The 20,148-nt window shown below is 71.7% G+C and carries 15 protein-coding genes and 1 tRNA gene; 6 read left to right on the top strand and 10 right to left on the bottom strand.

Going from position 1 to position 20,148, the window contains the following annotated elements; all coding sequences use genetic code 11:
- Positions 1-12: 12 nt before the first annotated feature.
- From GFH48_RS18485 to GFH48_RS18495, 3 genes are all read right to left on the bottom strand, one after another.
- The gene (locus GFH48_RS18485; RefSeq protein ID WP_153289317.1) at positions 13-579 is read right to left on the bottom strand and encodes a DinB family protein; all 567 of its coding nucleotides are present in this window, start codon (positions 577-579) and stop codon (positions 13-15) included.
- Between the two features lie 178 nt (positions 580-757).
- Positions 758-2,218 carry an aldehyde dehydrogenase family protein gene (locus GFH48_RS18490; protein WP_153289318.1) on the bottom strand — a complete coding sequence of 487 codons (1,461 nt, stop codon included), beginning with the start codon at positions 2,216-2,218 and terminating at the stop codon, positions 758-760.
- 183 nt (positions 2,219-2,401) lie between these two features.
- A complete protein-coding gene (locus tag GFH48_RS18495) occupies positions 2,402-3,226 on the bottom strand; it encodes a helix-turn-helix domain-containing protein (RefSeq protein ID WP_153292984.1) in 825 nt (274 codons plus the stop codon).
- 337 nt (positions 3,227-3,563) lie between these two features.
- On the opposite strand from GFH48_RS18495, the gene GFH48_RS18500 reads away from it, so the two are divergent.
- Positions 3,564-4,082: an ATP-binding protein gene (locus GFH48_RS18500; protein WP_194280612.1), complete on the top strand. Its 519-nt coding sequence runs from the start codon at positions 3,564-3,566 to the stop codon at positions 4,080-4,082.
- A gap of 114 nt (positions 4,083-4,196) precedes the next feature.
- Here GFH48_RS18500 and GFH48_RS18505 read toward each other — a convergent pair whose 3' ends face one another.
- The gene (locus GFH48_RS18505; RefSeq protein WP_153289320.1) at positions 4,197-4,457 is read right to left on the bottom strand and encodes a DUF397 domain-containing protein; all 261 of its coding nucleotides are present in this window, start codon (positions 4,455-4,457) and stop codon (positions 4,197-4,199) included.
- 991 nt (positions 4,458-5,448) lie between these two features.
- Here GFH48_RS18505 and GFH48_RS18510 point away from each other — a divergent pair.
- Positions 5,449-5,991: a hypothetical protein gene (locus GFH48_RS18510; RefSeq protein WP_228120674.1), complete on the top strand. Its 543-nt coding sequence runs from the start codon at positions 5,449-5,451 to the stop codon at positions 5,989-5,991.
- 238 nt (positions 5,992-6,229) lie between these two features.
- The gene (locus GFH48_RS18515) at positions 6,230-6,769 is read left to right on the top strand and encodes a DUF4232 domain-containing protein (RefSeq protein WP_153289321.1); all 540 of its coding nucleotides are present in this window, start codon (positions 6,230-6,232) and stop codon (positions 6,767-6,769) included.
- A 36-nt stretch (positions 6,770-6,805) separates the two neighbouring features.
- On the opposite strand, the gene GFH48_RS18520 is transcribed toward GFH48_RS18515, so the two are convergent.
- Positions 6,806-7,921 carry a DUF2786 domain-containing protein gene (locus GFH48_RS18520; protein ID WP_153289322.1) on the bottom strand — a complete coding sequence of 372 codons (1,116 nt, stop codon included), beginning with the start codon at positions 7,919-7,921 and terminating at the stop codon, positions 6,806-6,808.
- A 277-nt stretch (positions 7,922-8,198) separates the two neighbouring features.
- Between GFH48_RS18520 and GFH48_RS18525 the strand changes: the two genes are divergently transcribed.
- Together GFH48_RS18525 and GFH48_RS18530 are read left to right on the top strand one after the other, a co-directional pair.
- Positions 8,199-8,921, top strand: a complete 723-nt coding sequence (locus tag GFH48_RS18525) for a Clp protease N-terminal domain-containing protein (protein WP_153289323.1) — start codon at positions 8,199-8,201, stop codon at positions 8,919-8,921.
- Between the two features lie 165 nt (positions 8,922-9,086).
- Positions 9,087-10,778: a bifunctional 3'-5' exonuclease/DNA polymerase gene (locus GFH48_RS18530; RefSeq protein ID WP_153289324.1), complete on the top strand. Its 1,692-nt coding sequence runs from the start codon at positions 9,087-9,089 to the stop codon at positions 10,776-10,778.
- Here the strand turns inward: GFH48_RS18530 and GFH48_RS18535 are convergent, their stop codons facing one another.
- Both GFH48_RS18535 and GFH48_RS18545 read right to left on the bottom strand, forming a co-directional pair.
- The gene (locus tag GFH48_RS18535) at positions 10,779-14,414 is read right to left on the bottom strand and encodes an AfsR/SARP family transcriptional regulator (RefSeq protein WP_228120675.1); all 3,636 of its coding nucleotides are present in this window, start codon (positions 14,412-14,414) and stop codon (positions 10,779-10,781) included.
- Between the two features lie 455 nt (positions 14,415-14,869).
- Complete coding sequence (locus GFH48_RS18545) at positions 14,870-15,766, bottom strand: glycosyltransferase family 2 protein (RefSeq protein WP_228120677.1); 897 nt, start codon at positions 15,764-15,766, stop codon at positions 14,870-14,872.
- A 479-nt stretch (positions 15,767-16,245) separates the two neighbouring features.
- Here GFH48_RS18545 and GFH48_RS18550 point away from each other — a divergent pair, with 479 nt between their 5' ends.
- Positions 16,246-16,704 carry a MarR family winged helix-turn-helix transcriptional regulator gene (locus GFH48_RS18550; RefSeq protein ID WP_194280613.1) on the top strand — a complete coding sequence of 153 codons (459 nt, stop codon included), beginning with the start codon at positions 16,246-16,248 and terminating at the stop codon, positions 16,702-16,704.
- Between the two features lie 202 nt (positions 16,705-16,906).
- Here the strand turns inward: GFH48_RS18550 and GFH48_RS18555 are convergent.
- The 3 genes from GFH48_RS18555 to GFH48_RS18565 form a co-directional block, all read right to left on the bottom strand.
- Positions 16,907-16,980: transfer RNA gene (locus GFH48_RS18555), tRNA-Thr, on the bottom strand.
- Between the two features lie 106 nt (positions 16,981-17,086).
- Positions 17,087-18,670: an alpha/beta hydrolase gene (locus tag GFH48_RS18560; RefSeq protein WP_153289326.1), complete on the bottom strand. Its 1,584-nt coding sequence runs from the start codon at positions 18,668-18,670 to the stop codon at positions 17,087-17,089.
- Between the two features lie 181 nt (positions 18,671-18,851).
- Complete coding sequence (locus GFH48_RS18565; protein WP_153289327.1) at positions 18,852-20,057, bottom strand: DNA polymerase III subunit delta'; 1,206 nt, start codon at positions 20,055-20,057, stop codon at positions 18,852-18,854.
- Positions 20,058-20,148 lie beyond the last annotated feature (91 nt).

A 20,148-nucleotide genomic window follows, 5' to 3' on the forward strand; every position in this document is an offset into this window, starting at 1 on the left:
CCGGGCGACCGGTCAACGGGCCTCCCGCTCCCGCGCCTCGCGCCCTTCCCGTTCCCGCGCCACCAGACCGAACGCGGTCGCTCCGTCCAGGGACTCGCGGATGATGTCGGCGTGCCCGGCGTGGCGGGCCGTCTCCGAGATCAGTCGCAGCAGCACCCAGCGCATCGACACCCGCTCGTCCGGCGGGAACCAGGGCGCGTCCGGCAGCGGGAACGTGTCGTCGAGGCTCGGCACCGAGCGGATGAACGCCTCCGTGCCCGCCGCGACCTTCTCCCACTGTTCCAGCTGCTGCTCCACGGTCTCGTCGCCGACGAGCACGAAGCACTCGTGCCAGTTGGACTCGTCCCGTTCCACCGCGGGCGGCTCCTGCCTGGCGCGGGCGATCCAGCTCTGCTCGACCTCGGAGACGTGCTTGAGCAGCCCCGCCAGGGACAGCTCACTCGCGCTCGGACGGCTCGTGGCCTGCTCCGCCGTCAGACCGATCAGCGCGCGGCGGATGCCGCCGCGCTCGCCCTCCAGGAAGGAGAGCAGCGCTCCGCGCTCGTCACCGGGGGTCTCGGCCGAAACGTGCGTCACCATGGTCCGCCGCCTTTCATCGGGTCGTCCTGCCTGACACCGACGAAGCTACGGGCCCTTGCGGTCAGCTTCTGTCCGCAAGGGCCCGGGACGACGCGGCGATTCCCGGCGCCGCGGCACCGCGCCTGCGGCGAGTGCCCCGCCCCCCTTCCGGGCGGGCCACAGGACTCTCGCCCACGCCCTAGAACGGGAAGAAGCTCCGTCCGTGCTGCACCGAGATCCACTTCTGGGTGGTGAACGCCTCGACCGTCGCCTCGCCGTTGAGACGGCCGATGCCGGAGTGCTTCTCGCCGCCGAAGGCGACCGGGGGCTCGTCGTGCACGGTGCCGTCGTTGACGTGGAACATGCCGGTGTCGATCCGCTTGGCGAAGGCCACTCCGCGCTCGACGTCGGCGGTGTGGACGGCGCCGCTCAGTCCGTACGGGGTGTCGTTGGCGATGCGTACGGCCTCCTCCTCGCCGTCGAAGAGGACGAGGAGCGCGACCGGGCCGAAGATCTCCTGCCGGAGGATGCCGGAGTCGGCCGGCACGTCCGTCAGGACGGTCGGCCCGACCAGGTTGTCGGTGGTGGTGCCGCGCACGAGCGCGGTGGCACCCTCGGCGACCGCCTGGTCGACGGCGCCCGTGATCGCGTCGGCCTGGGAGGAGTTGATGACCGGGCCGATGATCGTCCGCGGGTCGCTCGGGTCGCCCACCTTGAGCGTCCTGACCTTGGCGACGAACTTCTCGGTGAACTCGTCCGCGATCGAGCGGTCCACCAGTACGCGGTTGGCGGCCATGCACACCTGACCCTGGTGGACGTACCGGCTGAAGACCGCCGCGTCCACGGCGTAGTCGATGTCGGCGTCGTCCAGGACCACCAGCGCGCTGTTGCCGCCGAGTTCGAGGACCGCGCTCTTGAAGTGCGAGGCGCAGACGGTGGCGACGTGCCGGCCGACCTTGTCGGAGCCGGTGAAGGAGATGACCTTCGGGACGGGGTGCTCGATGAAGGCGTCGCCGATCTCCGCTATGTCGGTGATCACGACGTTGAGCAGGCCGCCGGGGAGCCCCGCGTCCTCGAAGATCTTGGCGACCAGTGAGCCACCGACGATCGGGGTGTTCTGGTGCGGCTTCAGGACCACGCCGTTGCCCAGGGCCAGGGCCGGCGCGACGGACTTCAGGGAGAGCAGGAAGGGGAAGTTGAAGGGGCTGATCACGCCGACGACACCGACGGGTACGCGGTAGACGCGGTTCTCCTTGCCGTCGATCGGCGAGGGAAGGATCCTGCCCTCGGGCCGCAGCGCCAGCTGGATCGACTCGCGCAGGAACTCCTTGGCGAGGTGGAGCTCGAAACCGGCCTTGAGGTGGGTGCCGCCCAGTTCGGCGATGATCACCTCGGTGATCTCCGCCTCGCGCTCCTCGACGAGACGCAGGGCCTTCTCGAAGACCGCGCGGCGCGCGTACGGGTTGACCGCGGCCCATTCCTTCTGGGCGCGCTCGGCCGCACGGTAGGCCTCGTCGACCTCGTCGACCGTGGCTATGGTGATGGACGCCAGCTTCTCCCCGTCGTACGGGTTGAAGTCGATGATGTCCCAGGAACCGGTGCCCGGGCGCCACTCCCCGCCGATGTACTGCCGGGCCAGGTCGGTGAAGTAGGACGACATGTGCTCCCTCGATCCCCTTGCTGCCGAGGCAGACATATCGAGTCTGAGTCAGCAGACATCCGATCAACGTCTGATCAGACGTCATCGTACTTGTGGTCAAAGGGAGTTGGAGTGCCCCTCGGGACAGTACGTGAAGACTTCCCGGCGCGGAGTCGAAGAGTCCGGGCGGCCCCGGGACGGACGTCAGGAGAGCTGGAGCAGCCCACGGAGCAGATCGCGGCTCTCGGACGGCCCGGGGCTGTCCTGCTGCAACTGCTTCAGCGCACTCTCGTACTGGGTGACGTCCTCGCGTTTGTCCAGGTAGAGCGCGCTGGTGAGCTGCTCCAGGTAGACGACGTCCGACAGGTCGGACTCGGGGAAGCTCAGGATCGTGAAGGAGCCGCTCTCGCCCGAGTGGCCGCCGAAGCTGAACGGCATGACCTGGAGGCGCACGTTGGGACGCTCCGACACCTCGATCAGGTGCTGGAGCTGCTCGCGCATCACCCCGCGGTCACCGTAGGGACGGCGCAGCGCGGCCTCGTCGAGGACGATGTGGAACTCGGGGGCCTTCTCGGAGACGAGGTACTTCTGCCGCTCCAGGCGCAGCGCCACCCGGCGTTCGATGTCGGCCGCGCTCGCGCCCTTCATGCCGCGCGCGACGACGGCGTGGGCGTAGGACTCGGTCTGCAACAGGCCGTGCACGAACTGGACTTCGTACGACCGGATCAGATGGGCCGCGCCCTCCAGGCCGACGTAGGTCGGGAACCAGCTGGGCAGCACGTCCGAGTAACTGTGCCACCAGCCCGCGACGTTGGCCTCCTTGGCGAGGGACACCAGGGAGGTGCGCTCGGCCTCGTCCGTGATGCCGTACAGCGTCAGCAGGTCCTCGACGTCGCGCGTCTTGAAGCTCACCCGTCCCAACTCCATGCGGCTGATCTTCGATTCGGAGGCACGGATCGAGTAGCCGGCCGCTTCCCTGGTGATTCCGCGCGCCTCCCGCAGGCGCCGCAGATGTGACCCGAGCAGCATGCGCCGCACCACAGAGCCGCTCGACTCACCAGCGCTCACGTTCGTCCGCCTCCCCAACCGTCTTCAGACGCCGAAGTCTGCCACTAAAACACTTCAAGCAGTACTCGTTCGATTACAGAAACGGAAAGCTTACGAAGGCGTCGCGCAACGAAGGATCACGCGAGGGTCAATAAGAGGGAAGAAGGTGCCAGAAGAAGTAGCCGGAAACAGGCACAAGATCCCTCAATTCGGGCGCGTGCACGTGCATCTGCCCTTGCATCTGCTGTACGCATTCGGAACCATGGTCCCCGCGCCACCGCTGCATCGCAACGACCGCGAACACCCGGGAGTGCCTCGCATGGGGACGAATGGATCGACCATGCTCGAGCCCTTACGGCAGGGACTTCCGCCGCTCGATCCCGCGGCCGTGTCCGACGCCGCTTCCTGCGCTCTGCCCGCACGCTACGAAGCGGTGCGCGACGCACGGCAGTTCACCCGAAGAACGCTGGACCAGTGGGACATCGGCGACCGTTTCGACGATGCGTGTCTGGTGGTCTCCGAACTGGTGACCAACGCCCTGCGGCACGCTCTGCCCTCGGACACACCCCGCGCGGACGACCAAGGCGCGCCCGTGCGGCTGCACTTGATGCGGTGGACCTCACGTCTGGTGTGCGCGGTGCGCGATCCCAGTCACGACAGTCCTGTGGCCGGCGACTCGGACGACTTCTCGGCGGAGTCGGGCCGGGGCCTGTTCCTGGTCGACTCGTTCGCCGACAGCTGGGGCTGGCACCCCCTCGCGGGCACCCTCAGCGGCAAGGTCGTATGGGCGCTGTTCCGGCTCCCGCCGCACACCGCCGCCACCGGCCCGGCCGAATGAAGAACCGCGGCGCCTTTCGGCGCCGCGGTTCTACGCGCGTTACGCAACGCGATGTGACGAACACGCCGCGTTCACGGAACGGTGAGTGGCCACGGGTCCGCCGGGATCCCGCCCTCAGCCCGCGATCAGGTGGTCGAACTCGCCGTCCTTGATGCCCAGGAGCATCGCCTCGATCTCGGCGCGGGTGTAGACGAGCGCCGGCCCCTCGGGGAACCGCGAGTTCCGCACGGCCACGTCACCCCCCGGCAGCCTCGCGAACTCCACGCAGGATCCCTGCGAGTTGCTGTGCCTGCTCTTCTGCCAGGCCACCCCGGTCAGCTCTGTCGCAGCCATGCCGTTGTACACGTCATCCACGTCGCACACGTCGTGGTCCACAGGTCGCTCCCCGGTCGTGCAGTGGCCGATGTGGCCATTGATGCAGTGGCCAACTGCCCCGGATCATAGCTCTGTTCATGTGCAGATGCATGAGCAGATGCACGTGCACGGGGGGTGGTCCCACGGTTACAGCTTTTACCGGCCTTTGACTACAGCCCGCTGTCCGCCTCACTACGGCCTGCTGCCCACCGGGCCGCCGACAGCCCGTCGCCTGCCCCGAAAGTCGCACGGCACGCGACTCCCAGCCCCCGTGCATGCTCGTCCGCCCAGGCATCCGTACGGGTTCGTCCGGGTCGAATCCCTGTGTACCAGGAACAGACGCACGGCAAGCCTTTCGAGTTTCAACGTCCGGCTTCAACGTCCGGTTTTCAACGTCCGGCCCATGATCCGGTCGGCGGCCGGAGTCGCGGTACCGCGGCGGCACGCTCTCCCCCGCGTTCCCGCTCGCACACACCAGTAGTCCCTGCCGCCCCTACAGTCGCACGGCCGCCCCCGGCGCCGCGGATCCCCCCGCCCCGGCGGGGGAACCTCCACGGCAGGTCGGCGCCCTGCCGGTCGAGGCGGGCCGCCCCGTTCGCCGTACGGGGTCCCGGCGCGATCCGGCACGTCGGGGTGGGGTGGGACACGGCCCCCGTGTCCCGGAGCGGCCGGCCACGGACCGGCCCCACGGGACCGGATCACGGCCGCGCCGAAGCCACTTCCAGGCCATCGGACCGCCCGGTCCGCGGACGCGCCCGGCGGATCGGCGGGCGCCACCGTCGCGAACACCGCGAACACCGCGAGGACCGCGAGGACCGCGAGGACCGCGAACATCACGGACATCACGAACGCCGTCCGGCCGTCGTGATCGTCGGCGCGACTCGTGCCGACGGGCCCCTCAGGACATCCGTACGATCTCCGCACGACTCGCCCGGGGCCTTCACGCATGCTCCTGGTAGCTTGCTGCGGTCGTTCCGGCGACCCGGCGACACCACCACCCTTGGGGGCTTCTGTGACATCGGCGACTTCGGCGGTCCTCCCGCGTCGGCGGGTTCGCACCGCGGCCACCGCCCTGCTCGTGGCCGCGGGTCTGGCGGGCGCGCTCGCGCTGACCGGCTGCAGCAGCGACGACTCCGGCTCCGGCGCCTCCAGTTCGGGCTCCGCCGACAGGACCGCGGCCTCCGGCGGGTCCGGGACCGGCGGCACGGGCGGGGATGCGAGCACCTCGCCCACCGCCGGAACCGGACTGGAGGGCAGTTGGCTGGCCACCACGGACGGCAAGGCGGTGGCGTTGGTGATCACCGGGAAGCAGGCCGGACTGTTCGCGACGGGCGGCACCGTGTGCAGCGGTACGGCCGGCGAGGAGGCGGGCATGCGCATGATCCACCTCACCTGCACGGACGGGAACAAGCAGCGCACCACGGGCATGGTCGACTCCGTCAACGGCACGACGCTGAAGGTCACCTGGTCGGGCGATCTCGGCAAGGAGTCCTACACCAGGGCCCAGGGCGGCAAGCTGCCGTCGGGGCTGCCGACGGCGAGCCTCGGCTCCTGAACCCCCGCCCACCGCTCCCGTCTGCGCACTCGCGGGACCTGCCCCCGAACGGCCCGTGGATCGCCCGGTGTTCCACGGCCCCGGACCGGGCGCCCGCCGACTCGCCCCGCCCGACGTTCAGGTGGTTCCCCGGCCGGCGGCCGCCCGGACGACGCGCCGGAGCGGGGGGTCGCGCGACACTCACCCCCCGGTCTGCGTGATGATCGGTGTGCACCGTCACGAACCCAGGGGGAAACCCATGCGCGCCCTTCCGATCGCCGTCACCGCCGCCGCCGCGGCCCTCATGCTGACCGCCTGCGACAGCGGCAGCGCCGACAAGAAGGACTCCGGCGGCTCCCCGGCGACCTCGGCCTCCTCCACCGCCTGCGCGATCGACCACATCGACTTCGAGGTCGGCCCCGCCAACACCGCCCCGGCCGCCGGGGACACCGGCAACGTGCCGGTCACGCTCACCAACCACGGCGACAAGTGCACCCTCGACGGCTTCCCCGGCATCGAGGTGCACGACAGCGCCCAGGGCACGGAGGTCTTCGCGGACAAGTCGGCGAAGCCCCAGAAGCTGACGCTGGTGAAGGACGCCACCGCCTCCTTCACGATCACCTACGTGCGGGGCACCGCGGGCGACGCGAAGAGCCTCGACGCGACCTCGCTGAAGATCACGCTGCCCGGCGCCAAGGACGCCCAGCGCTTCAAGTGGTCGTACGGCCCGCTCGCGGGCAAGACCGGCCCGGACGACCTGAACGCCTCCGTGAGCACCTTCCAGGCGGCCGGCGACTGACCGATCAGCCGCTCGCCGGGCACATCGCCCGTCGCCTCATCGCAGCGGCGGCCGGGTCCTGACCTGGGCCCGGTCGGCCGCGGCGGCCCCTTCCCGCCACCCGGCCGCGTCGTCCACCCCGCGCAGCCGGGTGGTGACGGTGTCCGGGAACATCTGTTCCATATGGTCGGTGACCGCCACCTCGCGGGCCGCCAGGACAGGCAGCAACTCCCCCTCCGCCGACGCCACCTGCCCTTCGGCGGCCGTCGCGAGCCGGTCCCCGATGCGATGGGCGTACGCCGCGAGGAACGACTGCCGGAAGGTCTTCGTACGTTTCCGCCCGCCCGCCCGCTGAGCCGCCTCCGCCTTCGTCATCGCGGCGGTGGCCTGCACGAGCAGCGAGGTGTAGAGGAGTTCGACCGCCTCCAGGTCGGGTTCGAAGCCGACGACGGTCGAGAAGGCGAGGGGCTCGTTCCACACGGCGCGGCAGCGGTTCGCGCCGGCCACCGCGTCGAGCAGGACCGCCTTGGCCGTCTCGTACGGGGGCTCCACGCCGATGCGGCAGGCGCCGGGTGCGTCCTTGGCGTGCGTACGGGCCGCGAGCAGCGCCTCGTCGATGCTGTGCCGCGCCATGAGCTCCTGCGCCTTGGCGCTCAGCGCCTCCGCCTCCTCCGGGAAGCCGGTCGCCTCGGCCTTGGCGAGCAGGGCGCGGATACGGGTGAGCATCCGGGAGTCCTGCGGCGCGTCCTGCCGGGGCGGGTCCAGCGGCTCGATGGCGGGCAGCCGCAGCAGCAGCCGGTAGAGCTCCAGGACGGTCCCGGCGTGTGTGAAGCGGTCGGTACGCGGCGGCTCGGCGTCCGCGTCCAGTTCGTCGAGCTGGGCCGCCCAGCGCGGGCCCCGGGATGTCCGGTCCTCCCGCAGGATCAGGGCCGACACCAGGCGTACGTGTACGTCGTCCAGCTCGCGCCGCACGATCCGTACGACGTCGGCGGGCTGCCAGCCGCGGCGCCAGGCGGCGGCGACGAACTCCGCGCCGCGCCGGGCGAGTTCGGCGTCCGACGCGGGGTCGGCGGCGAGCAGCGAGGCGCCCGTGTCGAGGGCCGCGTCGGTGTGGGCGTAGAGGGCGGCCCCGAAGGCGCGCTCCACGGTGCTGGGCGTCGTACTGCTGCTCATCCTCCGATCGTGCCACGCGCTCCGGGGCCGCCTTGAGGGCAGGTACCGCCGAGGCCTCCGCCGTACGGAAAAACTATCCACACCCTGTGGACAGTTTTTCGCCGCCGATTCCTCACGGACCCTCCCGGCGTTTTGTCGCGCACCACCCGTGCCGCCCGCGCCGCCCGTGCCACCCACCCCGGCCACGCCACCCGCGCCGCAGGTCCCGTAGCGGACAGGTGTCGAGAGGTGTCAACTTCGAGTTGACAGCTCCTCACTGTCAACTTACGGTTGACACATGACGACGAACCCACTCGGCACGCCATCCGTACGTCTCGACGACCTCATCGAGGCCATCAAGAAGGTGCACACCGACGCGCTCGACCAGCTCCAGGACGCGGTGATCGCCGCGGACCACCTCGGCGACGTCGCCGACCACCTGATCGGGCACTTCGTGGACCAGGCCCGGCGTTCGGGCGCGTCCTGGACGGACATCGGCCGGAGCATGGGGGTCACCCGGCAGGCGGCGCAGAAGCGGTTCGTCCCGAAGGCCGAGTCGGACCTCGACCCCAGCCAGGGCTTCGGCCGCTACACACCGCGTGCCCGGCACGTGGTCATGGCCGCGCACGCCGAGGCCAAGACCTCGGGGAGCGCCGAGGGCCTGCCCGAACACCTGGTCCTCGGTCTGCTCGCCGAGCCGGAGGGCCTCGCCGCGCTCGCGATCACCGCGCAGGGGGTGACCCTGGAGGCGCTGCGCGAGGCGGCGACCGCGGCACTCCCGCCGGCCGCCGCCGAGGTACCGGAACTCGTCCCCTACGGCCCCGCCGCCAAGAAGGCGCTGGAGCTCACCTTCCGCGAGGCCCTCCGCCTCGGCCACAACTACATCGGCACCGAGCACATCCTCCTGGCCCTCCTGGAGCACGAGAACGGCCAGGGCGTGCTGAGCGGCGTCGGCATCACCAAGCAGGCGACCGAGGCCCACATCGCCCGCGCGCTGGAGGACCTCACCAAAGCGCCGTGACCGGCCGACGCGTCACGGCGCCGTACCCGGCCGCGCCGCCGGGACGCCGTGTCCGCCGGCCGACACCGCCGGGACGCCATGACCGCCGGCCGACACCGCCGCGCCGCCCCGACCAGCCGTGTCGTCGCGGCGGCGTTGTCAGACCCTCCTGCGACACTCGGCATCATGAGCGACCGGTGGGCTGTCGGACCGGCCGAGGACGGCGGCGCGGAGCTTGCCCCCCTCGGACCCGACGGGCTGCCCGCCGGGCCCGTGCGCAGGGAGGCCGATCTCGTCGAGGCCGTACGGGCCCGGCCCGACGTGGTCCGGTGGGTCTGGCGGTCCACGGCCGGCGTCCACCCGCGCCTGCTCGCCGCCGGGGTGCGTGTGGAGCGGTGCTACGACATCGAGGCCGCCGAGAACCTGCTGCTCGGCCACGAGGGCAGGCTCGGCGAACCCCGCTCGGCCGCCGCCGCGCTGGCCAGGCTGCGCGGCGGGCCCGTGCCGGCGGACCCCCCGCAGCGCTCCGCCGAGCCCGGCTCGCAGTCGTCCCTCTTCGAGCCGCGCCCGGTCCACCTCCCCCTGGAGGACGTCATCGCGGTGTACGCGGACCAGCGGCGCCGCCACGCGGCCACCGCCCACCCCGAACGCATGCACCTGCTCACCACCGCCGAGTCGGCGGGCATGCTGGTGGCGGCCGAGATGAACGCGACGGGACTGCCGTGGCGCGCGGACGTCCACCGAGAGCTGCTGAACGACATGCTCGGCGAGCGGTACGCGGGCGGCGGCGAGCCCCGCCGTCTCGCCGAGCTCGCGGAGGAGGTCTCGGCGGCCTTCGGCAGACGGGTCAGACCCGATCTGCCCGCCGACGTCGTCAAAGCCTTCGCGCAGGCCGGGATCAAGGTCGCGTCCACCCGGCGATGGGAGCTCGAATCCATCGACCACCCCGCCGTGGAACCCCTGCTCGCCTACAAGAAGCTGTACCGGATCTGGGTCGCCCACGGCTGGTCCTGGCTGCAGGACTGGGTGCGCGACGGCCGGTTCCGGCCCGAGTACCTCCCGGGCGGCACGGTCACCGGACGCTGGGTGACCAACGGCGGGGGCGCGCTCCAGATCCCCAAGGTCATCCGCCGCGCCGTCGTCGCCGACCCCGGCTGGCGGCTCGTGGTGGCCGACGCCGACCAGATGGAGCCACGGGTACTGGCCGCGATCTCCCGCGACCCCGGCCTGATGGAGGTCGCCGGCCGCGAGGGCGACCTCTACCAGGCGGTGTCGGACCGGGCCTTCGCGGGCGACCGCGCCCAGGCCAAGCTCGCCGTCCTCGGCGCGGTGTACGGACAGACATCGGGGGACGGCCTGAAGAACCTGGCCGCACTGCGCCGCCGCTACCCCAAGGCCGTGGCGTACGTGGACGACGCCGCCCGCGCGGGCGAGGAGGGCCGGCTCGTACGGACATGGCTGGGCCGGACCAGCCCCCCGGCCGCCGGTGCCGCCGACAGGGCGTCGGAGGAGGCCGGCCTCCCCCAGGACGAGCCCGCCGAGGCGTCCGGCGACCAGGGCTGGGTGCCCGGGTACGCCTCCTCCAACTCCCGGGCCCGCGGCCGTTTCGCACGCAACTTCGTCGTCCAGGGCAGCGCGGCCGACTGGGCGCTGCTGCTGCTCGCGGCACTCCGCCGCACCTGTGCCGATCTCGCCGCCGAGCTGGTCTTCTTCCAGCACGACGAGGTGATCGTGCACTGCCCGGCCGAGGAGGCGGACGTGGTCGTGGCGGCCGTCCGGGAGGCCGCGGAGCTGGCGGGCAGGCTGACCTTCGGCGAGACACCGGTCCGTTTCCCGTTCACGACGGCGGTGGTGGAGTGCTACGCGGACGCGAAGTAGCTAGGTTCCCCGCAGAAGTTCCCGCAGCTGCCCCACCACCGAGGTGTCCCGCCCGTCGAGCGCCGCGAGCGCCGTCCTCCACTGCTCGTACGCCCCCTCGACGTCCCCCCGGGTGCGCAGCAGCAGGCCCCGCTGATGCCGGGCCAGCCCGGCGGTGAACTGGTCGGCGCGCCGGTCGGCGCGGCACAGCAGCAGCTCGCACTCCAGCGCGGCGCGCTCACAGTGCCCCACCCCGCGCAGCGCGCGCACCAGCCCGAGCCGGGTCTGCGACTCCCCGTGCCAGTCGTCGTGTCCACCGAGGATGCGCAGACTCTCCTCGAAGTGCGGTACCGCGGCGGCCGGTTCCCCGAGGGTGAGGTGCGCGTAGCCGATGTTGCAGTGGGCGGAGTGCCGGATGATCACGTCGTCCATCGCGTCGCCGATGGCGAGGCTGCGCTTGTGGTGGTCGATGGCGGCGCGGGCGTCGGTGTGCTCGTACAGGTTGCCGAGGTGGCTGTAGGTGATGGCCTCCGTGTGCGGGTCGCCCAGTTCCCGGGAGAGTTCGAGGCTCAGCAGCAGGGCCTCACCGGACTCCTCGTACCGCCCGAGCCCCTCCAGGAGCATGCCGCGGTTGTTCAGGCCGCGCCGCACCCACGACAGCACCCCGAGCCGCCGCCAGATCGCCAGCGCCTCGTCGTTCAGCGTGAGCGCCTCGCCCGCCCGGCCCGTCATGAAGTGCAGCCCCGCGAGGTCCCCGAGCGCGTACGCCTGGGCCGCCTCGTCCCCGAGTCGCCGCGCCGCGCCCAGCGCCGTCCGCAGGAGCACCTCCGACTCGGGGACCCGGCCGCTGCGCTGGAGGTAGGGGTTGAGCAGCCGCACCAGCACCGGAACGTACGCGGACTCCTCCGCGTACCGCTCCACCAGCGTCATCACGTTCTCCAGCTCCAGATCGCCCCAGGCGAAGGCGTCCCTGGCGGAGCGGAACGGCGGTGTGGCGGCGGCGTCCGCCGCGTGCGCGGCCGGCTGCGTGGCCGTCGGCCGGCTGCGGTCCGCACGGTCGAGCCCCGCCTCGACGATCACTTCGAGCGAGCGGGCGGCCACCCCGGCGTACCAGCGCAGGGCACGCTCGGAGACACACGGGTTCGTGGTCACCCCGGCTGCGGCGCCCGCCCTCTCCGTTCTGTCCGCTCTGTCTGCTCCACCTGGTCCAACTGGTCCAACTGGTCCAACTGGTCCAACTGGTCCACCTGGGACATCCGTTCCGTCTGCTCCGTCGGCCCTGTCCGCGCCGGCCGCTGCGTCGGGCGCGTCCGTGGATTCGGTCGAGCCGGTCCAGCCGGGCGATCCGGGAGCGGTCGCCGTCCCCGCAGCCGCTGTTGCCTCCGCAGCCGCCGTTGCCTCTCTTGGGCCCGTCGTTCCCGTCGTTCCGGCGATCTCCCGGGCGAAGTCGCGGACGAGGTCGTGGGGTGCGTAGCGGGCGTACGCCGTCTCCTCCAGGAGGGCGACGTCGACGAGGCGGTCGAGCGCGGCCTCGGCGCGGTGTTCGGTGATGCCGGAGAGCCGGGCCAGCAGGGGTGCACCGTAGACCGGCAGGTCGAGCGCCCCGATGCTGCACAGCGCGCGCGCCGCGTCCCGGTCGGGCTCACGGTCCGAGGCCCGCAACGCGTCATGCGCCACCGCCAGGGACCTGCGGACGCTCAGGTCGTCGTACTCCAGATGACGCAAACGGCCTTCCGTGTCCGTCAGTTGATCGGCCAACGCGTCCGGGGTGAGCGCGCGGCGCGCGGCGAGGCGGGCCGCGACGACGCGCAGGGCGAGCGGAAGCCGCCCGGTGAGTTCGACGAGCGGGTGCCCGCCGTCGAGACCGTCGCGGCGCCCGGAGACCGCGCGGAGCAGCGCCGCGCTGTCCTCGTCCGAGAGCGGGGCGAGCGGGAATCGGTGCGCGCCGTCCAGCGCGGTGAGCGGCGACCTGCTCGTCACGATCACCGCGCACCCGGCGCCCGCCGGCAGCAGGGGCCGCACCTGAGCGGCGTGCGCGGCGTCGTCCAGCACCATCAGGGTGCGCGTCGGGGCGAGTGTCGACCGGAGCAACGCGGCCGCCGCGTCGGGGGGTTCGGGGATACGACGTGACTCGACCCCGAGGTCGCGCAGCAGCGCCGCGAGCGCCTGACCCGGCGTGAGCGGGGTCATTCCGGGGGTGGCCCCGTGCAGGTTGACGTACAACTGGCCGTCAGGGAAACGTTCCCGCAGCCCGTGGGCCACGTGCAGCGCCAGCGCGCTCTTGCCCACCCCGGCCATGCCGCTGATGACGGCCACGGCCGGAAAAGGCAGCCGCAGCCGCCGGTCCGTGTCCAGGACCAGGCCAAGTTCGTCGCGTACGTCACCTCGTCCAGTGAAGTGGGCGGGGGGCGGGGGAAGTTGGGCGGGACGGGGCGAAGGCGGCTGCGCCGGGACGGGCGGTGCACCTCCGTCGGCACGGGGGTCCTGGCCGACGTCGCCGGCCCCGTCCGCTCCGACCGATCCGCCTGCCCTGCTCGATCCGGCCGCCCTGCTCGAACCGCCCGTCCTGCTCGAACCGCCAGCTCTCCTGGGTCCGCCGGACGCGCCTGCCGTGCCCACCCCGACCGTTCCGGCTGATCGTGCGGATCCGCCGGGCCCCCGCTCCCGCAGGATCTCCAGATGCGCCTCGCGTACCGCGGGCCCCGGCTCGACCCCCAACTCCTCCACCAGGCGGGCCCGCAGATCGCGGTGGACGGCCAGGGCCTCCGCCTGGCGACCGGTGCGGTGCAGCACGAGCATCAGCAGCCGGTGGAAGGCCTCGCGCAGGGGGTGCTCCACGACCAGGGCGGCCAATTCGGGTGTGAGAGCGGCAAGTCGGGCATGGCCGGAGCCACCCGCGCCCGCGGAGCCCCGGTCATTCCTGGTGCCGTCAGCGCCCGCGGAGCTCGCGGAGCCACCGGAGCCGTCCGCGCCCGCGGAGCCACCGGAGCAATCCGTGCTCGTGGAGCTCTCGATGCCGTCCGTGCCGATGGAGATCGCGGGATCTCCCGAGCCGCGCGTCCCCCCGCTACCCTCCGCACTCCTCGAAAACCTCGCCGCTCCTCCTCCGCCGCCGCTGCCTGCGTTCGGACCCGCGAGCCACAACTCGGCCTCGTAGCGCCATTCCAGGAGCAGCAGCCGCGCCTCCTCGAGCCGCTGGACGAGGGCGTGGCCGCCGAACTCGGGCCGGACTCCGCCGAGCGGGGTGCCCCGCCACAGCGCGAGCGCCGCCAAGGCCTCACGCAGCGCCCGTGCGCCGTCCCGATCGGCATGCGCGGCACGCGCGGCCGTGACGTGGGACTCGAAGACGCGGACGTCCAACTCGCCCTCGCCGACGCGCAGGAGATACCCGGGCGGCACGGCCCGTAGCCGCTCCGGATCGTCGAGGAGCCGGCGCAGCCGGGTGACGTGGTTCTGCAGCGAGGCCTGCGCGGACGCGGGCGGTGTCCCGCCCCACAGCGCGTCCTTCAGCACGTCGACCGAGACGACCCGGCCGGGCTCCAGGAGCAGCGCCACCAGCAGCGCGCGCATCTTGCCGCTGCGGATCGATCCGACCTCGCCGTCGGCGTCGTACAGGACCGGTGGACCCAGCAGCCCGAACCGCAGCCCGTACCGCATAGCCCGCCCACTGCCTTCCCACGCGACCGTCCGGCCGTGCCCCTGGCGACTTCGCACCGACCGACTCCCGGTTCCGGCGGAACCGTTGGCCGGTTCCCGGAGGAACCGTTGGCCACATGTTAGCGATCCGTTGGCGCGGCCTGATGGGATCAGGGCATCGGATCTGGCCCGACGGTGCGCGCGTACTACGCGTAACTCGGGGGAGTGTCGCCGCCGTGGCCGGATCCGGGGACAGAGAGGGCCCCGGTCGTCGGAGGTGAACGACCGGGGCCTTCGTCGTTCCCGGCGCCCACCGGGCGACCGGATGACGGGCGCCGTCGGATGAGACCGGCATCGTCGGATGACCAACACCGTCTGATCACCCACGTCGTCGGATGACCGACACCGTCGGATGACCGGCGTCGTCAGATGACCGGCGTCGTCAGATGATGGGCGTCGTCAGATGATGGGCGTCGTCAGATGACCGGCGGGCGTCCGAGGCGCGTGAGCCGCCACACCGTCCGCCATCGCATCGGCTGTCGCCGGCCGCCGGACTCGCGCAGGCCTTCCGCGAAACCGCCGAACCAGGCCCGCAGTCCGCCGAGGGACCGCGTCCGCGCGAGCGTGAGCAGCACCCAGATCCCCAGGTGCACGGGGATGAGCGCGAGGGGCAGCCGACGGCGGGTGAGCCAGACCCGGTTGCGGGCGGTGACCCGGTAGTAGATGGCGTGCCGGGCGGGTGAGGTCTTCGGGTGCTGGAGCAGCAGTTCGGGCTCGTACAGCACGGTCCACCCGGCGTCGATGGCACGCCAGGCCATGTCGGTCTCCTCGTGGGCGAAGAAGAACTCGGCGGGCCAGTCACCGATCTCGGCGACCATCGGCATCGACAGGGCGTGCCCGCCGCCGAGGAACCCGGTGACCGGACCACCCCGCATCGGGTCCTTCGCGCCGACCCGGGGCACGTGCCGGCGCTGGGTCTCCCCGTTCTCGTCGGCGATCCGGAAGCCGACGATGCCCAGGCGCGGATCGGCCGCGTACAGATCGCGGACCTTGCGCAGCACGTCCGCGTCGACCAGCAGTCCGTCGTCGTCGAGTTCGACCACGACGTCCACGTCCCCGAACTCCGCGAGCCTGGCGAGGCCCACGTTCCGTCCGCCCGGGCAGCCGAGATTCTCGTCGACCTCGATGGTGGTCACCTCGCCGGGCAGTCCGAGCCGCTCGGCGAAGTCGGGCAGCGGGCACCCGTTCCCCACGATCACGATCCGGGCGGGCGCGACGTCCTGTTTGGCCACCGAGGTGAGCAGCGCGTCGACCTCGACGGGCCGATTCCCCATCGTCACGACGGCAACGGCGATCCGCGGACCCTCCGGCACGACACCACTCCATCCCAGGCCGACAACACTGCCCGCGATGCTAGCTGTTCACCGCGCGTATCCCTGAGGTACGCCCGCCTTTCCTTTCCCCGTATGCGGTTCCTCACGCCGTTCGCGGCTTCCCACGGCGTACGGGATCCGGCCCCGGCGAGCAGCCGTACTCGCCGACCGGCCTGGTCAGGGACTCGCCACGGCCGGTCGGCCGCGCGATCAGGGGCGAACCCACTCGGCGCCGGAACCCTGGCCCGGGAGCACGCCCGGTGTCCCGTCGACTCCCACCGACTCTTGACGGACGCCGGCAACGGACGCCTCCCCCTGCCGGCCGTACGCCGCCGCCGGACCGCCGCGAGGCTCGGTCCTCGACACTCGGACATGTGCACGCTACATGCTGCGTGTATGATGCACATATGGGTGGTATATCTAGCCGCAGGTAGTTCTCCTGACAGGGGAAGCGAGCCGGAAACTGAAGGATGCCTCGCGTGGACAAGCCACTTGATCTGCTGGAGTTCGAGACCATGCTGCTCGGGCGGCACATGCACATGCTCAACCCGCGAGCGCGCGGGGCCGGCGAGGAACGGCTGGATCGCAGTGCGTACGTCCTGCTCAGCCGCATCCAGGCGCAGGGGCCGATGTCGATCGGCGAGTTCAGCGAGGCTTTCGGGCTGGACGCCTCCACCCTCAACCGGCAGACCGCCGCGATGGTGCGGGCCGGGGTCGTCGAACGCATGCCCGACCCCGAGGGGGGCATGGCCCGCAAGTTCGCCATCACCGCCGAGGGCGAGCGCCGTCTGGACATCCACCGGACCGAGAACCTGGAGGGTCTGGAGAAGGTCATGGTCGACTGGGCGGCCGAGGACGTGGCCGAGTTCGCCGCCTACCTCAGCCGCTTCAACCGCGACATCGAGCGACTCGACGGGCGCCCCTGGCCGCGCGGTTGACCACCCGGGCGGCCATCCCGTCCACCCTCGTCACCCGACCGGACCCGCGGGGGTCCATCTCCGCCAGCGCCGGACGCCTCGACCCTGTTCCTGGAGGGCCGGGGCCGCGCGTCGACCGCTCCCCAGGGCCCACCACTCCAGCGCCGCCGGGCAAAGCAAAAGCCCCAGGTCACGGCGAGTGAGAATCCTGGGGCTTCTACAGAGCCGCCTTCGGGATTCGAACCCGAGACCTACGCATTACGAGTGCGTTGCTCTGGCCATCTGAGCTAAGGCGGCGCGCCGTCACACCATGGTGCGATCAGCAACGTCGGTAAGTCTACACAGTTTCCGAGAGTGCTCCGTACACGCCCCGGAGGGCCCGGATCCGGGGCGTGCGGGGCACCTATGAGCAGCGCTTTCCCTTGGGCGGAGGGGTGCCGTCGAGGAGGTAGCGGTTGATCGCGGAGTCGATGCAGACACTGCCGCGACCGTAGGCGGTGTGGCCGTCGCCGACGTACGTCAGGAGTGTGGCGGACGAGAGCTGACCGGCGAGGGACTCGGCCCACGCGTAGGGGGTCGCCGGGTCCCGCGTGGTGCCGACCACCAGGATCGGGCCCGCCCCCTTCGCCTCGATGCGGTGGGGCTCACCCGTCGCTTTCACCGGCCAGTACGCGCAGTTCAGGGAGGCCCAGGCCAGGCCGTCGCCGAAGACGGGGGACGCCTTCTCGAAGGCAGGGAGACTCTTCTCCAACTGGTCGGGGCCGGAGAAGGCGGCCGGGAGGTCGAGGCAGTTCACGGCCGCGTTGGCGTACATCAGGTTCGTGTAGTGGCCCTTGGCGTCACGCTCGTAGTAGCTGTCGGAGAGGGCGAGCAGGCCCGCCCCGTCCTTGTGCTTCATCGCCGCGCCGAGCGCCTCGCGCAGCTGGGGCCAGGCCCCCTCGTCGTACATGGCCGCGATCACGCCCGTCGTCGCGAGGGACTCGGTGAGTTCCTTGCGGTCCGCGTCGCCCGTGGGGATCGGGTTCGCGTCGAGCTTCTTGAAGAAGGCGCTGAGGTTCCTGCCCACCTGGTCCGGGCTCGTGCCCCGGCCGCCCAGCGGGCAGCCGCTGCGGCTGACGCAGTCCTTCGCGAACGACTTGAAGGCCGTCTCGAAGCCCGCCGTCTGCTCCTCGTTGAGCCTGCGGGCGGTGATCGAGGGGTCCAGCGCGCCGTCCAGGACCATACGGCCCACCCGTTGCGGATACAGGCCCGCGTACGTCGCGCCCAGGAACGTCCCGTACGACGCTCCCACATAGTTCAGCTTCTGGTCGCCCAGTACCGCACGGAGGATGTCCATGTCACGGGCCGCCTCGACCGTGGAGACATGCCGCAGCACCTTGGGCGAGTGCCGGGCGCACCCTTCGGCGAACTTCTTGTACGCGTCGACCAGTTCGTCCGTCTCCCGCACGTTGTCGGGCGTCATGTCCGTCTTCGTGAACGCGTCCATCTCCGGGCCGCTGAGACATTCGATCGGCTCGCTGCGGGCCACTCCGCGCGGGTCGACCGCGACCATGTCGTAGCGGGCGCGGATCTTCGCCGGGTAGCCGAGCCCCGCGTACGCCTGCAGGTATCCGACCGCCGAGCCGCCCGGACCGCCCGGGTTGACCAGCAGCGAGCCGATCCGCCGCCCGGGACCCGTGGCCTTCTTGCGGGCGACGGCCAGTTTGATGGCGCCCGAAGCCGCGTCGTCGTAGTCGAGCGGCACCTTCATCGTGGTGCATTCGAAGCCGGGCGCACCGCAGGAGCGCCAGGCCGGCTTCTGCTCGTAGTACGGCGTCAGCGTCGCCGGTGTGGAGCGGGGCAGCGGGGCCAGCACCGCCTCCGACTTCGTCGGCTCCGATGCCGTCGTGGTGAATCTCTCCGCCGAGCAGGCGGAGACGAGCAGCGTCGTGGCGGCCAGCAGCATGCCGCCCCTGCGCAGGGGCCTGAGGATGCGCCTGAAGTACATTCCGCGAGCGTAACCTCACGCGATCGATTGATCACCTTCAGTGGCGGACGCGCCTCTTACGAGTGACAGCGTCAACCTCGTGTGACCTCGCCCACCGCGCGCACGGCCACGTCCCCACGATCGCGTCGCGGCGATCACATCCCCGCGGCAACATCGCGGGGGTCACATCCCGGCGATCGCGTCAGCCCGCGCGCAGCGCCATCGTCATCGCCTCCACCGCCAGCAGCGGTGCCACGTTGCGGTCGAGGGCCTCACGGCACGCCGCGATGGCGTCGATCCGGCGCAGGGTCGCCTCCGGCGAACTGCCGCGGGCCAGTCTCTCCAGCACGTCCGCGGCATCCGCGTTGGCCATGGCAAGGCGGGAACCGAACTGAAGGGCGAGGACGTCGCGGTAGAAGCCCGTGAGGTCGATGAGCGCGAGATCCAGACTGTCGCGCTGGGTACGCGTCCTGCGGCGCTTCTGCCGGTCCTCCAGCTCCTTCATGACGCCCGCGGTGCCGCGCGGCATGCGGCCTCCCTGGGCCGCGCCGAGGGCGGTCTTCAGCTCCTCGGTCTCCTTCACGTCGACCTCCTCGGCGAGCTGCTTCGCGTCGTCCGAGGCGGTGTCGACCAGTTCCTGGGCCGCTCTGAGGCAACCACCGACGTCGTCGACCCGCAGCGGGAGCCTGAGGACGGCGGCCCTCCGCTCGCGGGCACGCGGATCCGTGGCGAGGCGCCGGGCCCGTCCGATGTGCCCCTGTGTCGCGTTCGCGGCGGCCGCGGCGACATCGGGATCGATGCCGTCACGCCGTACGAGGATGTCGGCGACCGCTCCCACCGGCGGCGTGCGCAGGGTCAGCAGGCGGCAGCGGGAGCGGATGGTGGGCAGGACGTCCTCGATGGAGGGCGCGCACAGCAGCCAGACCGTACGCGGCGCCGGCTCCTCGACGGCCTTCAGCAGCACGTTGCCCGCACCCTCCGTCAGGCGGTCCGCGTCCTCCAGGACGATGACCTGCCAGCGGCCGACGGCGGGCGACAGCTGGGCCCGGCGGACCAGGTCGCGGGTCTCCTTCACACCGATGGACAGGAGGTCGGTGCGGACGATCTGTACGTCGGCGTGGGTCCCGATCAGGCTGGTGTGACAGCCGTCGCAGAAGCCGCAGCCGGGGACTCCGCCCAGCGCGCGGTCGGGGCTCACGCACTGGAGCGCCGCGGCGAAGGCCCGCGCCGCGGTGGAGCGGCCCGAACCCGGTGGCCCGGTGAACAGCCAGGCGTGGGTCATCCTGGACGCCTCGGGCGGCGGAGTGGCCCCGGCGACCGCCGTGACCAGGGCGTCGGCGTCACGCGCGGCGGCGGCGAGCTGCTCGCTCACCTTGTCCTGGCCCACCAGCTCGTCCCATACGGGCATCGGGCACCGCCCTTTCGTCGCGCTCTGCCTTGCCGCGTCCATTGTGCGGGTCACCACTGACAGCGGACGCCACTGACCACAGAGCTCAGCC

This window comes from Streptomyces fagopyri (genome assembly GCF_009498275.1).
Taxonomy (GTDB): Bacteria; Actinomycetota; Actinomycetes; order Streptomycetales; family Streptomycetaceae; genus Streptomyces; species Streptomyces fagopyri.

Coding starts and splice junctions, on each gene's coding strand:
- GFH48_RS18565 (WP_153289327.1), bottom strand. CDS start 20,057: ATGCCCGTATGGGACGAGCTGGTGGGCCAGGACAAGGTGAGCGAGCAG.
- GFH48_RS18515 (WP_153289321.1), top strand. CDS start 6,230: ATGCGCGCCCTTCCGATCGCCGTCACCGCCGCCGCCGCGGCCCTCATG.
- GFH48_RS18535 (WP_228120675.1), bottom strand. CDS start 14,414: ATGCGGTACGGGCTGCGGTTCGGGCTGCTGGGTCCACCGGTCCTGTAC.
- GFH48_RS18500 (WP_194280612.1), top strand. CDS start 3,564: ATGGGGACGAATGGATCGACCATGCTCGAGCCCTTACGGCAGGGACTT.
- GFH48_RS18485 (WP_153289317.1), bottom strand. CDS start 579: ATGGTGACGCACGTTTCGGCCGAGACCCCCGGTGACGAGCGCGGAGCG.
- GFH48_RS18490 (WP_153289318.1), bottom strand. CDS start 2,218: ATGTCGTCCTACTTCACCGACCTGGCCCGGCAGTACATCGGCGGGGAG.
- GFH48_RS18495 (WP_153292984.1), bottom strand. CDS start 3,226: ATGCTGCTCGGGTCACATCTGCGGCGCCTGCGGGAGGCGCGCGGAATC.
- GFH48_RS18520 (WP_153289322.1), bottom strand. CDS start 7,921: ATGAGCAGCAGTACGACGCCCAGCACCGTGGAGCGCGCCTTCGGGGCC.
- GFH48_RS18560 (WP_153289326.1), bottom strand. CDS start 18,670: ATGTACTTCAGGCGCATCCTCAGGCCCCTGCGCAGGGGCGGCATGCTG.
- GFH48_RS18525 (WP_153289323.1), top strand. CDS start 8,199: ATGACGACGAACCCACTCGGCACGCCATCCGTACGTCTCGACGACCTC.
- GFH48_RS18530 (WP_153289324.1), top strand. CDS start 9,087: ATGAGCGACCGGTGGGCTGTCGGACCGGCCGAGGACGGCGGCGCGGAG.